The organism is Clostridium beijerinckii (assembly GCF_036699995.1).
Taxonomy (GTDB): Bacteria; Bacillota; Clostridia; order Clostridiales; family Clostridiaceae; genus Clostridium; species Clostridium helianthi.
On record NZ_CP144906.1, the window covers coordinates 5,397,501 to 5,412,343 of the forward strand.

Annotated in this window: 11 protein-coding genes; all 11 read right to left on the reverse strand. The window is 30.4% G+C overall.

What is annotated here, in order from left to right; translation table 11 throughout:
- Positions 1 to 27: 27 nt before the first annotated feature.
- The gene (gene mscL, locus PZA12_RS24170) at positions 28 to 468 is read right to left on the reverse strand and encodes a large conductance mechanosensitive channel protein MscL (RefSeq protein ID WP_078117529.1); all 441 of its coding nucleotides are present in this window, start codon (positions 466 to 468) and stop codon (positions 28 to 30) included.
- Positions 469 to 777: 309 nt separating this feature from the next.
- Positions 778 to 1,581, reverse strand: a complete 804-nt coding sequence (locus PZA12_RS24175; RefSeq protein WP_078117530.1) for a response regulator transcription factor — start codon at positions 1,579 to 1,581, stop codon at positions 778 to 780.
- A gap of 44 nt (positions 1,582 to 1,625) precedes the next feature.
- Entirely contained in the window at positions 1,626 to 3,386 is a 1,761-nt protein-coding gene (locus tag PZA12_RS24180) for a sensor histidine kinase (protein WP_078117531.1), read from the reverse strand.
- A gap of 15 nt (positions 3,387 to 3,401) precedes the next feature.
- Positions 3,402 to 4,682 carry an extracellular solute-binding protein gene (locus PZA12_RS24185; RefSeq protein ID WP_192927350.1) on the reverse strand — a complete coding sequence of 427 codons (1,281 nt, stop codon included), beginning with the start codon at positions 4,680 to 4,682 and terminating at the stop codon, positions 3,402 to 3,404.
- 319 nt (positions 4,683 to 5,001) lie between these two features.
- The gene (locus PZA12_RS24190) at positions 5,002 to 6,714 is read right to left on the reverse strand and encodes a methyl-accepting chemotaxis protein (RefSeq protein WP_077839607.1); all 1,713 of its coding nucleotides are present in this window, start codon (positions 6,712 to 6,714) and stop codon (positions 5,002 to 5,004) included.
- Between the two features lie 212 nt (positions 6,715 to 6,926).
- On the reverse strand, positions 6,927 to 7,952 hold the full coding sequence (locus tag PZA12_RS24195) for a sugar ABC transporter substrate-binding protein (RefSeq protein ID WP_077839606.1): 1,026 nt from the start codon (positions 7,950 to 7,952) through the stop codon (positions 6,927 to 6,929).
- A gap of 118 nt (positions 7,953 to 8,070) precedes the next feature.
- Positions 8,071 to 9,087, reverse strand: coding sequence for an ABC transporter permease (locus PZA12_RS24200; RefSeq protein ID WP_077839605.1), 1,017 nt, complete (start codon positions 9,085 to 9,087; stop codon positions 8,071 to 8,073).
- Positions 9,071 to 10,582: a sugar ABC transporter ATP-binding protein gene (locus PZA12_RS24205; RefSeq protein WP_103698401.1), complete on the reverse strand. Its 1,512-nt coding sequence runs from the start codon at positions 10,580 to 10,582 to the stop codon at positions 9,071 to 9,073. The genes PZA12_RS24200 and PZA12_RS24205 overlap by 17 nt, the downstream gene beginning before the upstream one ends.
- A 625-nt stretch (positions 10,583 to 11,207) precedes the next feature.
- A complete protein-coding gene (locus tag PZA12_RS24210) occupies positions 11,208 to 11,726 on the reverse strand; it encodes a nitroreductase family protein (RefSeq protein WP_078117533.1) in 519 nt (172 codons plus the stop codon).
- 233 nt (positions 11,727 to 11,959) lie between these two features.
- Positions 11,960 to 13,567 carry a glycoside hydrolase family 43 protein gene (locus PZA12_RS24220; RefSeq protein WP_103698400.1) on the reverse strand — a complete coding sequence of 536 codons (1,608 nt, stop codon included), beginning with the start codon at positions 13,565 to 13,567 and terminating at the stop codon, positions 11,960 to 11,962.
- Between the two features lie 202 nt (positions 13,568 to 13,769).
- Positions 13,770 to 14,747 (reverse strand): glycoside hydrolase family 43 protein, encoded by a 978-nt coding sequence (locus tag PZA12_RS24225; protein ID WP_077839601.1) that lies wholly within the window; start codon positions 14,745 to 14,747, stop codon positions 13,770 to 13,772.
- Positions 14,748 to 14,843: the final 96 nt, after the last annotated feature.

Sequence of the window (14,843 nt, forward strand, 5' to 3'; positions counted from 1 at the left end):
TCTGTATTTATATACCATCTCACTTATCTATTTTTCTTTCAATTCAGATGTACAATTAGGACATCTTGTTGCCTTCGGATCAATTTCAGTACAGCAGTATTTACACTTTTTCTTATCAGGAATAATATTTTCTTCCTTTTTCTTGGTAAGTTTGCTTATTTGCTGTATAATAATAAAAATTGAGAATGCTACAATCAGAAAATCTATTATATTATTTATAAATATCCCATAGTTAACTGTAGCTACTCCTGCATCTTTAGCTTCTTGAACAGTTTTAAAATTCCCACTTCCTAAAGTAAAAAATAAATTGGAGAAATCAACTCTTCCCATCAATAAGCCAACTAGTGGCATTATAATATCATTAACTAAAGATGTAACAATTTTGCTAAAAGCTCCACCAATAACAACTCCTATCGCAAGACTAACCATGTTTCCTTTCATAGCAAATTCTTTAAATTCTTTAAACATTTTTATTCTCCTTTTTCTTGCTTTATTGTTTAAATGCCTAGCTGCATTAAACATAGACTAATCATTCATAACTTATTTTATTATCTGTGTCTTTAAATTTTTTATTCTTGTGAATTATTTTATATTCATTAGTTGATGAATATAAACATTATCGTGAAAATTATAACTTTCTACTTCTATTTTTTATTATCTATTTGTTGATTTAAGGCTATTGAAACTTAAATATAAAAAAAGAAATGTAAGAATATATAATTTTTATAAACTACATATTCCTACATTTCTACTGCATATCTCTATATTCTTGTAAATTCATGATTTTTGTTTTTTATATTCTTTAATTGATAGACCAGTACACTTTTTAAACCAATTGCTAAAATAGTTAGGATCATCAATACCAATCTTTTTTGAAATTTCATAAGCCTTCGCATTTGGGTTTTTGAGCATTTCAGTAACTATTTTCACTTTAGTATTTACAATATATTCCGAAAAAGTCTCATCAGTTTTTTCCTTAAAAATTCTGCTTAGGTAACTTGGATTAACATAAAAATATTCAGCTACCAGTTTTAAAGATAAATCTCGATTAGATATATTTTTCACTATAAATTTTTTAATTTGTTCTATACTTAAATTTTTATTCTCAGTTTCATTAGTATCATTTAAATTTATTATATTGTTGTACACAACCATTTTTTCTTTAATATCCTTATATTCTTTTTTCTTTAGATATTCATCTTGAATCTCATCTTTTAGCTTTAAAACTGAATTTCTTAATTCATCTTCATCTATAGGCTTAAGAATAAAATCATTCACACCAATCTTTATACTTCTTTTAGCATATTCAAATTCATTGTAACCTGTAATTACAATGACTTTTATATCTGGATATCTTTCTAATATGCTTTTGCTCATATCCAATCCATCTGTTACAGGCATATTTATATCTGTTAAAATAATATCTGGCTTTTCTTTATTTATTAGATTCAATCCCTCAACTGCATTAGAAGCTTCAGCTACTATCTCCATGCCAATTTCATTCCAATCAATGCAATTTTTTATTAGATCCCTTATAAGATGTTCATCATCAATTATCATAACTTTTATAATGTTATCCATAAAATAATCCACTTCCCTTTAGAATATTCGTTAGAAATCTTAATCTATTTCTTAATTCTAGGCATCTTAATAGTTATTCTGGTACCAACATTTTTCTTGCTTTCAACAATAAATTCGTGCTCTTCTCCATAGAACACTCTTAATCTTTCCTTTGTAGTTCTTACTCCAATGCCAGTAGTTCTATTTTCGTTTATATTTCTAACTTGTGATTCATCCATGCCATTCCCATTATCCTCTAGGGTCAATATAACTTTTTCTTCCTCCTGAAAGGTAGATATCCTTATTATTCCTTTATTCTTGCTGCTTCTAATCCCATGATAAATAGCATTTTCAACTAACGGCTGTAATACTAACTTTATTATCTTAAAATCGTCGCATCGTGGATCTAAATCATATTCAACCTCAAACATATCCTCATATCTTATATTTTGAATTATCAGATAGCTTTTTACAGTATTTATTTCTTCTTTTACAGTAATAATATCTTTTCCATTATTTAAACTTGTTCTATAGAATTTACCCAAGGCTTTTATCATTTCATATATTGTTTTATTTTTTCCGAGTAGAGCTAAAGAATTAATAGTATCAAACGTATTGTATAGAAAGTGAGGCTTTATTTGTGACATTAACAAATTCAATTCATTTTGCCTTTTTATCTTTTCATCTTTACGTATTTTATCCAAAAGTAAATTAATTTGAGAAATTGCAATGTTATATCCCTTTTTTAATTCTCCTACTTCATCATTGTACGTTTTTATATTAACAATATTAAACTCTCCACTTTGAATCCCCTTCATTGATTCACTAAGCTTCTTTAAAGGCATTGTTATAAATTTAGATATTACTATAGACCCAATAATGATTAATAGGAAATTTATTATACTAAAACATAAAAGAAAATAATTAGTATACTTTGTTTGCTCTGGAGATTCATTGTATTCTGCCACAGTCGTCAGATTCCAGTTGTAGTCTGAATTTTTAAGATTTGATATTATATAATCTTTATCTTGTATTCTTTCCTCTAGAAAAAACACTTTTGATTTAGAATCATTATAATTTTTTATTCTACTTAGCATTTTAGAATCAGCCTCTGACCCTGTTATCAATTCACCTTTATCATTCTTTATAATCAGTCTTGTTCCATACTGATTATTTAGCTTCAAACTTAAATTATAGAACGCATTCTCGTTCATATTTATAATTATTAAACCAATTTTTTCACCGGTATTTATATCATTTATTTCTCTTATGAGGGATACATAATTATTACCATAACCCTCAAAAAATCCTCCACCATTTAATCTTAGTATATATTTACCCTTACCCTCTAATAATTCATTATACCATTCAGAATTTTTAATCTTATCCATCTGAAAATCCTTATAAAAGACATTTTCAGAATAATACTTATTGCCATAGTTATCTAATATATATATTGAAGATATATTAGAGCTAAAATTAGTGAATTGTATCAGATAATTACTAATATTATCATAGGCATTTCCTTCTTTCTGAACTCTCTTTAATGTATTTTGAACATTGTCACTTGATATAATCATCTTTGAGACATTATTAACATTATCAATTATCATGCTCGTATTAGTTTCTGCACTTTCCAAAACCTCAACTGAACTTTGTTTCATCTTTTCTATATTATAAATAGAATTTATTTTCTTATATGCAAAGGTAAGTATGACTGTTGAAAGCACAAAAATTATTGAAAAATATACAATAATTTTTATACTTATTTTCGAATTTAAATATTTATCTTTCAAATTCTTTAATATAAAAAATTTATTATACATTTAATCATATCCTCATCATTCTATTTTCACCATTTCCTTTGTGAATTCTTCAGGACTTATTTGTCCTTTAAACAACTGACTAACTAATTCCTTTTCTTTGTTTCCTTTTTCCTCCCCCAAGTAAATATCGCCATATAAGCTATATGATGCGTTCTCTGTTAACGTCTCTAATTCTTTAGATAATTTATTTACCTTACTCTTATCATCAGTGTATTTCCATGCTGGAAGTCCCGAACCGAATTCAAAATATCTTTTTGATATTCTTTCAGCTATAAATTTTGCCGCATCAACAGCCTCTTTCTTATATTTTGTATTATTGCTTACCATTAAGTGATCCACTGCTCCACCTAAAAATTCTCTATCATTCCCATCTCCTTCTTTAACTATCGGGAATTTCTTAACGATTACATCCTCCTTTATAGATGGGTCCATATTCCCTATCTCACCGATGAACCAGTTTCCTGTATAGTACATAGGAATCTTTCCTTGTTTAAATAAAATTTCAGACTCATCTCTTGTAAGCTCCATACTTGATTCATTAAAAGCCTTTAAATCTATTAATTCCTTTAATCTATATGCGGCCTTTAATATTGTATCACTTTTATTTGCGCCTATATGTGGATCACTAGTTCCGCCTATTCCTCCTTCTCGTAGCGCTAAAATATCATAATAGAGAATTCCTGTCCAATTATCTTTTTCCCCTACTAAAAGAGGTGTTATACCTTTATTCCTAAAAGCTTTTATTGCATCTAGAAATTCATCATAATTTTCTGGTACTTTAATATTTGCTTGTGAAAAAAGCTTTGTATTACAGTAAAATGTCCCAACTGATAAGGTCATTGGTAATCCATATATGTTGTTATCGTAAGTTACATTGTTAAGCATATCTTTATTAATCTTATCTTTTGTATCTTCATCTATATATTCATTAAGATTTAATACTTTTCCAGATTCTATAAATGGCTTACTAAAGCCACCTCCCCAAGAATAAAATATATCAGGTAGCTCGTTTACAGCAAATGCTGTCTTTATCTTTGCCTTATACCTTTCATTTTCCACAGCCTCAACTTTAATTTGGACATTAGGATTAGCCTTATTCCATTCTTCCACCGTATCCTGAATTATCCTTCCATTAGCATCCATTGTGGTTTGTGACCATATATGCCACATTGTTAATGTTATTTTTTCTTTATTTTCTGTATCATTTTTGTTATCTAAAGAGCAACCACCGAAACTAACTAAAAATATTAAAATTATAGGAAATAAAATTACTTTTTTAATAATTATCCCTCCCAAAGAAACTGATAATTAGATAGATACTGAGCAATTACTGTATAACTTTGCTATAAGCATTTTTATAAACAAAACTAATCTCATCTTCCTACCTGATAAAAAATTCTCACTTATCATTATAAATTTTAATGTACTTTACTATGATATCATCAGTTTCCTAATTTATAGTTGATAAACTTATTCTAGATCTTTCTGCCTTTAAATTTTCCTTCTTTAACTATATCTGTATTATGCTTTTACTGCAAGACTTCAAGTTCTTCTTCAAGCATAAATATACTTTATGTTTTGATAAAACCGAAATTCACCTATTAATACAGCTCATTTAGATAGTAAACCTGTTAATTACCTCATTCAATTTTAATGTTAATTCACTTTGATTCTGCGTATTAAATGAAATTTGTTCTACTTCTTTGGTTACTTCATTTATACTATCTAATATTTCATTAGAATTGTTTTTAGATTTCTCTATATTACTTGAAAACTCTCTCATTGTACTATCTACATTGTCAATATTTGAATTTATTGCCTTTACCATGATAGCAATTTCCTCAGACATTTCATTTATAAATCTAGCATCATTTTCATAACTTTTACTGGATTCTATCATAAACTCATAATCATCGTTTACGTTTTGTTCTATATACTTTAAAATTCCTTTTGAATTTTCTGATAAATATTCAAATACATTTTTTATTTCTTCTACAATTCCATGAATACCACTTACAGTAGTAATAGATTCTTCTGCTAGCTTTCCAACCTCATCTGCAACAACTGAGAAACCTTTTCCCATTTCTCCCGCTCTTGCTGCTTCTATTCTTGCATTTAAGGCTAAAAGGTTAGTCTCTGAAGCAATGCTTACTATAGATTCACTTAAAACTTCTATTTCTTTAACTACCTTTCCCCTCTCTATAGCATCTTTAATTTTTTTGTTTTTCTCCTCATATATCTTTCTAGATAATTGTATGGAATCTTCGCTTTTTTCCATCATGCTACTTGATTTAGTTTTTATATCTACTGATTTTCTAACCTCTTGATTTACTATTGCAGCTAGATTATTTATATTTTCATTAATCTTTTGGATAGATAAAACAAATTTCTCGGTTGATGAACTCGTCTGCTCAGCTCCCACTGCTATTTCATCTGTCGATTCATTTATAAAAGAAAGCTTTGAACTTATCTCGTGAACAGATGCAGTTAATTCCTCAGATGACGCTGATAGTTCTGTTGAGTTATCTAGAATTGTCCTAATAAGTTCCCTTACATTTTTCAATGCTATATTAAGAGCGTCTCCTGTTTGTGCAAATTCATCTTTTCCCTTAAGTATAATTTCCTCCGAAAAATTATACTGTGCAAGATTATTTGCATAATTCTTTATCTTCTTTAAAGGTACTATCATATTTCTAGTCATTGCATATCCTAAAACTATAGTAAGAATCAACCCTGCTATTATAAAAGTTAATATTTGTATCTCTACCTTACTATATAAATCAGCATTGTTAATATTCTCATTCTTTGCCTTAATCGAGCTATACTCTAGTAATTTAGTTAGCGATGCTGCAACCTTGCTTCGTGATACTGATAAACTTCGATAATCTAGTATAGCTTCATCATAATTATTTTCCTTTACAAGCTTTAGCAATGAATTACTTTTTTCCTTATAATCCTTATAAATTTCATTATAATTTAGAAGCTCATTCTCTTGATAGTCATCTAAATTTAGCTCTCTATATTCATCTATAAGTATATTTCCTTGTTCAAATCCTTTTAAAATGTCATCATTTAATTTTTTTATCATTAATTCATCTCTATCATAAATTAGGCTTAATATGTTATTATTTATTTCCAATGAATTTGCGTTTAATCTATGTAAAACATCTATAGATACAAGATCTGTATTGTACATACTATCTGATGCATTATTAACTTTACTTAAACTCTTTAAACCTATGACTCCTACCGATGTTATAATTATGAATAATAGCGTGTATGAAATTACCAATCTTTTGCCTACACTAAAATTATTCCCAAAATTCATCCTCTAAACCTCCTTGTAACCTTTAGTTCAAAGCTTGATTTTCATATGTATCTTAAATCACTTATAAATCATTCCCTATTACCAATTAATATGTATAGTTATTTAATTAAATAGCAATAAAAAGGGTAACTCAATTTGAAAATATACTAAAGTAAATTTGAATACATTAATCATTTGAGTTAGCCCTTATTAATTTTATTTGTATTTAATTATTATTTAGTTTCTGTTGTAAATTGCTTTTGTTTTTCTTTTCCGTATTCAACAATTTTATCTGGAGTTACCCATTTAACTGGTACTGGATAAACATCATCAACTTTTTCACCTTTTATTTTCTTATCTAAAGTATCAATTATAGTTTTACCTATTGCATAAGAATCTTGGTCAACAATTCCTGATATTAAATTGCTACTTACACCATTTTCCCAAGTTGGAGTATAGTCAAAACCAAAGTGATAGATACTTCCTGATTTACCTTGAGATTTTATAGCTTCCATTACACCTGTATCTGGTCCTTCTGATCCTAATGAGAATACAGCTACCATATCAGGATTTGATGTTATTTGTCCTTCTAATTGTCTTTTAGATTCTGCTGATTGGTCATTATCTTGGATTGGTTCTAACCACTCAAAATTCTTGGCATCTGCTCCCATAACTTTTTCAAATCCAGCTTTTATTCCATCTTGTCTATATGTCATAGTTGTTTGAGTTAAGTTTACTGCTGCCATTGCAATTTTACCTTTTGTGATGCCCTTTTCCTTTAAAGCTTTAGCACCATTTTCACCAAGTTGTTCTCCTGCTAGCTTATTGTCTGTTCCTATATAAGATGTTCTATTTTCTTTTGTCTTTACATCAGCATCAAAAGTTACTACTGGAATTCCCTTATCATTTGCTTCCTTAACCTTCTTATCAAACATATCTGGATCCATTGGAGCAATAGCTATCCCTGCTGCTTTATTCTTTATAGCTTCGTCAAGGAATCCTATATGCTTTTCGTTCTTTTGTGTTTCATTTGGTGGTGAAGTTTTAACTACTAAATCATATCCTAATGCCTTAGCCTCATCCTCGGCTGCTTTCTTCATAGGTGACCAGTAAGCTCCTGTATCAACTATTGGAATAAAATAAATAACCTTTTTTCCACTTGTACTTGCTGTTCCCCCAGATTGTGTCTTTGTTCCACACCCTGCTAAGCTACCAACAATAAACACTGTTGATAATAAAGCAATTATTTTCTTCTTCATAATTTTTCCCCTTTCGTAATTCCAATTTTTTAGATATGTTTTTATATTTTAAGCCTTATTCAGTAGTAAACACTTAAGCCTCAAATCTACCAAATTACGCTCAAACGACTTTTTATGATTAGCTTTTTTTCTTAAATAAACTTCCTTTTCTGTAGAAGTCAACAACTATAGCAAGTACAATAACAGCTCCTGTTACAGCTTGTTGTAAGAATGAGTTAATTCCAAGAATTGCTAATCCACTTTGGAATACTTGTATAGTAAATATTCCTACCATAGCTCCACCGATGGTTCCTACTCCTCCACCGAATTGTACTCCACCCATGATTGCACCAGCCATTGCAAATAGATCTGGACCATTTATTTCACTTGGAGCACCAACATTTATACTAGACATTAGTAATATACCAGCTATTGCAGCTAAAACACCTTCTATTGCATATACCTTTATAACATGCTTGTTTACATTTATTCCTGATAATCTTCCTGCTTCCTTGTTTGATCCAACCACATAGCAGTATCTACCAAATCTTGTATTTTTCATTAAGTAAGCCATTACTAATACTATTATGATGAATACTATGGTGTTAGTGTGTATTATTGATATTCCAACTTCTGTGTTAGAAATATTATAGAACCAATCTGGAACACCCTTTATATAAATCCCATTTGTAAAAAATAGTATTAATCCTCTTATTAAATAACTTGTACCCATAGTAAGTATAAAAGATTCTAATTTAAATTTTGTAATTAATACTCCATTAAATAATCCCCAAACTGCACCTACTAATAACCCTGCAAGTAAAGAAACTGGTACGCTAACCCCTTTTACAGCTAGATAGGCTACTGTACATCCAGAAAATGCAGCTATTGCACCAATGGAAAGATCAACACCTCCAGTTATTATTACCATAGTAATAGCAACAGTTAAAATTCCCACTGTAGGAATTTGTCTTAAGAAATTTGAAGCATTTGCTGCTCCCAAAAAGTCCGGGCTTGCTATTGAGAATACTAAAATAAGCACTACAAGTACTAGATAGATTGAATATTTGAGAAATAAGTTTTTAATATTAAACCCTTCCTTTTTCATCTTAATACCTTCTTCTTGTACAATTTTATTATTAATTGTTTGATTCATCTTTATTAATCCCTCCAAGCGTAGCTAATTTCATAATCTTTTCTTGTGTCGCTTCTTCTCTGCTAAGTTCTCCAGTGAGTTTTCCTTCACACATAACATATATTCTATCTGACATACCTAATAATTCAGGTAATTCAGAAGACACCATTATAACTACTTTGCCCTTTCTAACTAGATCATTCATTATGTGATATATTTCAGCTTTAGTACCAACGTCTATTCCTTTAGTTGGCTCATCAAAAATAAATATTTCCGAGTCCGTATTTAACCATTTAGCTAGTATTAATTTTTGTTGATTTCCACCTGATAATGTTCCTGCCATAACATCAAGATTTGCTGTTTTAATCTCAAGTGCGTCCTTAAATCTTTCTCCAGTTTCCCTTAACTTTTTATGATTTAACACAAAATCTTTTAAGTTAGTTAAAGTTATATTATCAAGTACACTCATTACTAGAGATAATCCTTGACTTTTCCTATCTTCTGTTAAAAGGCAGATACCATTATTGATTGCATCCATAGGTGAATTAATCTTAACTTCCTTCCCATTGATTTTTACCTTACCTTCACTTATTTTATCAGCGCCAAATACAAGCCTCATAAGTTCTGTTCTACCTGATCCAACCAAACCAGCTAGTCCTAAAATTTCACCTTTTCTTGCTTTTAAACTAACATTCTTAACTCTACCAACATTATCACTAATATTTTCTACTTCTAAAACGTATTCTTTAGGCTCAAAAATCTCCTTAGGAAATAGCTCTGTCAAATCTCTTCCTACCATCATATTTATAAGTCTTTCCTGAGTTATCCCTTCTAGTTCACAGCTTTCAATATAAGTACCATCTCTGAGTACTGTAGCTCTATCACAAATATCAAAAACCTCTTTTAATCTATGTGATATATATATTGCTGCAACACCTTCCTTTTTTAGTGTTTTTATAACTTTAAAAAGGTTTTCAACGTCCTTCTGAGATAACGATGTTGTTGGTTCATCAAAAATAATCGCTTTTGCATTTAAACTTATTGCCTTTGCTATTTCCACCATCTGTTTCTTTGCAGTTGGAAGCTGCATAACTAGGTCAGTAGCTTTTATATCTATTCCTAATTTTTTTATTATAGAATCTGTATCTTCGTGTAATTTCTTGTAGTCAACAATGCCCAAGGCTTCATTTTTATATGGTAGTCTTCCCATATAAACATTTTCTGCAACTGTCAATGTCTCTGCTAGATTTAGCTCTTGATGAACAAATCCAATACCTAATTGTGCAGCTTTAGTTGGATTAATAACTCCACAATCAACTCCTTCAACAAATATTTGACCTTCATCCTGTGTATGAACTCCTCCAAGTATTTTCATTAAAGTTGATTTTCCAGCACCGTTTTCTCCTAATAAAGCATGTACTTCACCTTTTTTAATTTCCAACTGTGCTCCCTTAAGAGCATAAACTCCTGGAAATCTTTTATGTATATTTTTCATTTCTAAAAATACATTACTCAATTCTAACCACCTCAACTTTCACTAATCGTTTTCATGAACATTTTACAATAATATATTAGTTAGTTATATTTAATATCTTTACCTGTACATTTGAAATTTTTACTTTTTAAATAATGATTAAAAAGTTATTAAATCTCTAAGAATACGTTTGCTAAACTCTCATCTTCAAAGCGTTTAACATCGTTTACATTTGTTATTTTACAGTAATGCATTAATTAATTATATGTAATATCTTTACCTCTACATTTGAAATCTTTACTTATTAAACTTATTTTAAAAAGTCGTTATTTATTAAATTTAATAGAAACTGTTGCTAAACCAACAGATTTAGTTTTGTAGAACCTCAATTTTATGAATATAATTCTCTGAAGAATAAAAAAGTCGCAGGCGACTGTGGTTAAGTTCCGTATTGTGCTTCGCACTCTTTTCATAGGTGTAGATTTTTTTCACGCATCTGCCTTTTCGAACGCATGCGAGAAAAATCTGCACATCAGAAATAGCAGCTCTGCTGCATATAAGAACATTTTTTACTAGAATATAAATTCCTAAATAATAAAAAAAATGTGAATTCCGAAGAACTCACATTAATTGTATGATTAAATTATGTTAATAGATAAATCATTCATTAAAATTTATTATAAAAGACAGTTTGGGAAATATCTTTTCTTTTTTCGTGGTTAGGATTTGGTTTAGCCTCGTTACTTGGATAACCAATTGGTAAAAGACATACTGGTTCAAGGTCTGTTGGTATATTAAAAGCAGCACGTATAGCAACAGGGTCAAAATGGCCCACCCATGTTGATCCTAAACCAAGCTCAGCAGCTTGTAGCATCATATGTGTAGCAATAATACTTCCATCAATATCAGTATGGATTTTTCCATCATAACTACGCTCCCATGCTTCATTTTTATCAGCGCATATAAGTAAGGCTAACGGTGCATTAAAATGATAAATTGTGCAAGTTTGTAGTTTAGCAAGAGCATCCTCACTTTCAAGTACCAAAATTCTTTGCGGCTGACGATTTGCCGCAGTCGGAGCTAATTGGCCTGCTTTTAAAATTAAATTTAAATCCTCCTCACTGATTTTCTTTGTGTCAAAACTTCTCACAGAATATCTTTTGGTAGCTAATTCTATAAATTTCATATATACATCTCCATTCATTTAAGTTAATATCTTTATACCTCATCTATTATAACTTTGTAAAATATTTTATGCTTAAATTTATATAGTAAGAATATATTACCCGATTAGACTAGCTCCTATTTCAAATGCCTTTTGGCAATCTGAAGTTAAAATCATATAAATTAATCATTTCAGCTTCAATTTCTTTATCTTTTGCCGCTTCTTCCACTCCATCTAAATCTTTTTGATTTAACTTATATCCCTTCTACATATGAAAAATAATCAAAATCTGCATACTTATTCATACCCGATAAGTCCTGACACGCAATTCCTACAAAAGCACCAGTGAAAGCCCATGAACCTTTAATCGCATCATCTGACAATGTACTTGAGTCATAAACTTTGCCTATAGGCCTCCACTCGTCCTTATTGGTAGCAAAGAAAAATCTAAGTTGCCCAAAATTCACTTCCACTTTTAGATAAATGCGTTCTACATCAGTTATCAAGATGTTATCATCCTGAGTCATGGACTCTGACAAATCATTATTTATGCTAGCTAGAACCCCTATGCATTTGCCTCCTAATTCTTCATCCATACTTATCCTCAAATAATAATAGTTTTCTGTGTTGTAATAGCAAATTAATCCTGCAAGCTGCAACGTTGTTTCAGGTTCAAATTCAACACAGGTTTCGGCAGAATAAACAAAGTTCTGCTGACGTCTTGCTATCATACTTTGTGTAAACTTGGAAAACATTGATTCTTTTCCATATAACCTTAAAAATCCTGGCCTTTCAGTAAGTGACATAAAGGTTTCCGCTGGAACTCTTAAGGACTGAAAATTTATATTTAATAAAGTATTATTAAAATCGTCATACTGTGAAACTAAGACATCTTCTTCATTATTTGATTCACTTTCACTATCATTGTTAATTTCTATTTCCCAAGAAGGTAAGTTATCTGTACCAGAACATAAATAAAGCCAATCATCTTCACGCCATTCCACCTTTTGTATAGCTGTTTCTCTTCCTAGAATGCAGCGATCTGTTTCAGGAAGAGGTCTTCCACAAAGATGAACCATAAACCATTCATTATTAGGGCCTTCCACAATGCTTGCATGCCCTGCTTTTTGAAGAACTTTATGCATATCACTTCCCACAGAAGTAAGAATTGGATTTTGTGGATGAACCTCATAGGGACCCGTAAGTTTTCTCGAACGAGCAAGTGTTACTGCATGTTCATAACTAGTGCCTCCTTCAGCCGCCATCAAATAATAGTAGTCATTATGCTTATATATATGAGGACCCTCAGAACAACCCAAATCTGTCCCTTTAAAAATATTCATTACAGGGCCAGTAAGGCATTTGTTTTTTTCATCATATTCTTGTAAAAGATGACCAGCAAAATTATTCTTTCCTATACGATTATCCCATTTCATGTTTATAAGCCACTTTTTTCCGTCATCGTCATGGAATAGAGATGGATCAAAACCACTTGAATTAAGATACACAGGCTCTGACCACTCACCACAAATATCACTTGAGGTTACCAGATAATTATGGGTATCTTTAATATGTCCATTGTTGTTTACTATTGTATATATTAAGTAAAAGATACCTTTATTATAGGACAAACATGGCGCCCAAATTCCACCTGAATCGGGTGTTCCTAACATATTTAGCTGAGAGACTCTATTCAAGGGATGTGCTATAAGCTCCCAATTCACTAGATCTTTGGAATGATGAATTTGAACTCCTGGAAACCATTCAAAAGTAGAGGTTGCAATATAATAATTGTCCTCAGCTTTACATATAGATGGATCTGGATTAAAGCCCTTTAAGATGGGATTTTTAATTTTTAACATAATTCTCCTCCTTAAGTTAAGAATTTTATATATAGAAAGACTACAGAAAATATTAAAAGGTCTGACTCCAATGGACTATGGAAATCAGACCTTAGCATCATAATTTTTCATTATTTCTCCTGTCTACTTGACAGAGTGAATTTCAAATATGAAGTACCTTTTTATAAATCTTCAAGATACATATTTATCATAATTTCGATTATTAAGACAACTCTACTTTTTGTAAAGTACCATCATCATTGTACTTTATTTCAGTGTATTTTACACAACGTCTGTTATCAGCTCCACCAGACAAAGAACTATCATGATAGAATAAATACCATTTATCTTGGAACTCAACAATTGAGTGATGAGTTGTCCAACCAATTACAGGATCAAGTATTTTCCCTTTAAATGTATAAGGTCCCTTTGGATTCTTACTCATAGCATATACTATGCAATGTGTGCTACCAGTAGAGTATGAAAGATAATAATTTCCATTATATTTATGAACCCATGGTCCTTCAAAATATCTTCTTTCTTCATCACCAGCAAGTATAGGATTTCCATCTTCATCAACAATTGATATCTCCTCTGGAGCCTCTTTAAATGTAAGCATATCATCATTTAATTCAGCTACTCTTGGTCCTATAGCAGGTGCTGTAGCAGCAGGACCTTCTCCATCTGGATTAAAAGTTCCAGTTTGCCATTTTTCTAGCTGTCCTCCCCAAAGGCCTCCAAAATAAACATATGATCTATTATCGTCATCCATTAAAACAGCAGGATCAATGCTATAGCTACCAGGTATATAACTTTCTTGCGCTTTGAATGGTCCAGCAGGAGATGAACTAGTAGCTACTCCAAGTCTAAAGATATCATCTTTATCTCTTGCTGGGAAAAACAAGTAATAAGTTCCATTCTTATAAGCAGCATCTGGAGCCCATAATTGTTTACTTGCCCATGGAATATCTTTTAAGTGCAGTGCTTCTCCATTGTCGATACAAGGTGAATTAGTATCATCAAGAGATAAAATATGGTAATCTTCCATGTTATATTGGTCACCATTATCGTTTGAGATCTGTACTTGGTCAAGATCATGAGAAGGGTAGATGTAGATTTTACCTTCAAATACATGAGCAGAAGGATCTGCCGTATAAATATGAGTTACTAGAGGTTCGTTTTGTTTTGCAATATTTTTCATATGATTCTCTCCTATCTTTTCTTTGAATATTTATTTATGAGTCAACTTATGATTATTCTTTTATAATTACGATTTAAGCGTTTAATACTTAATTTA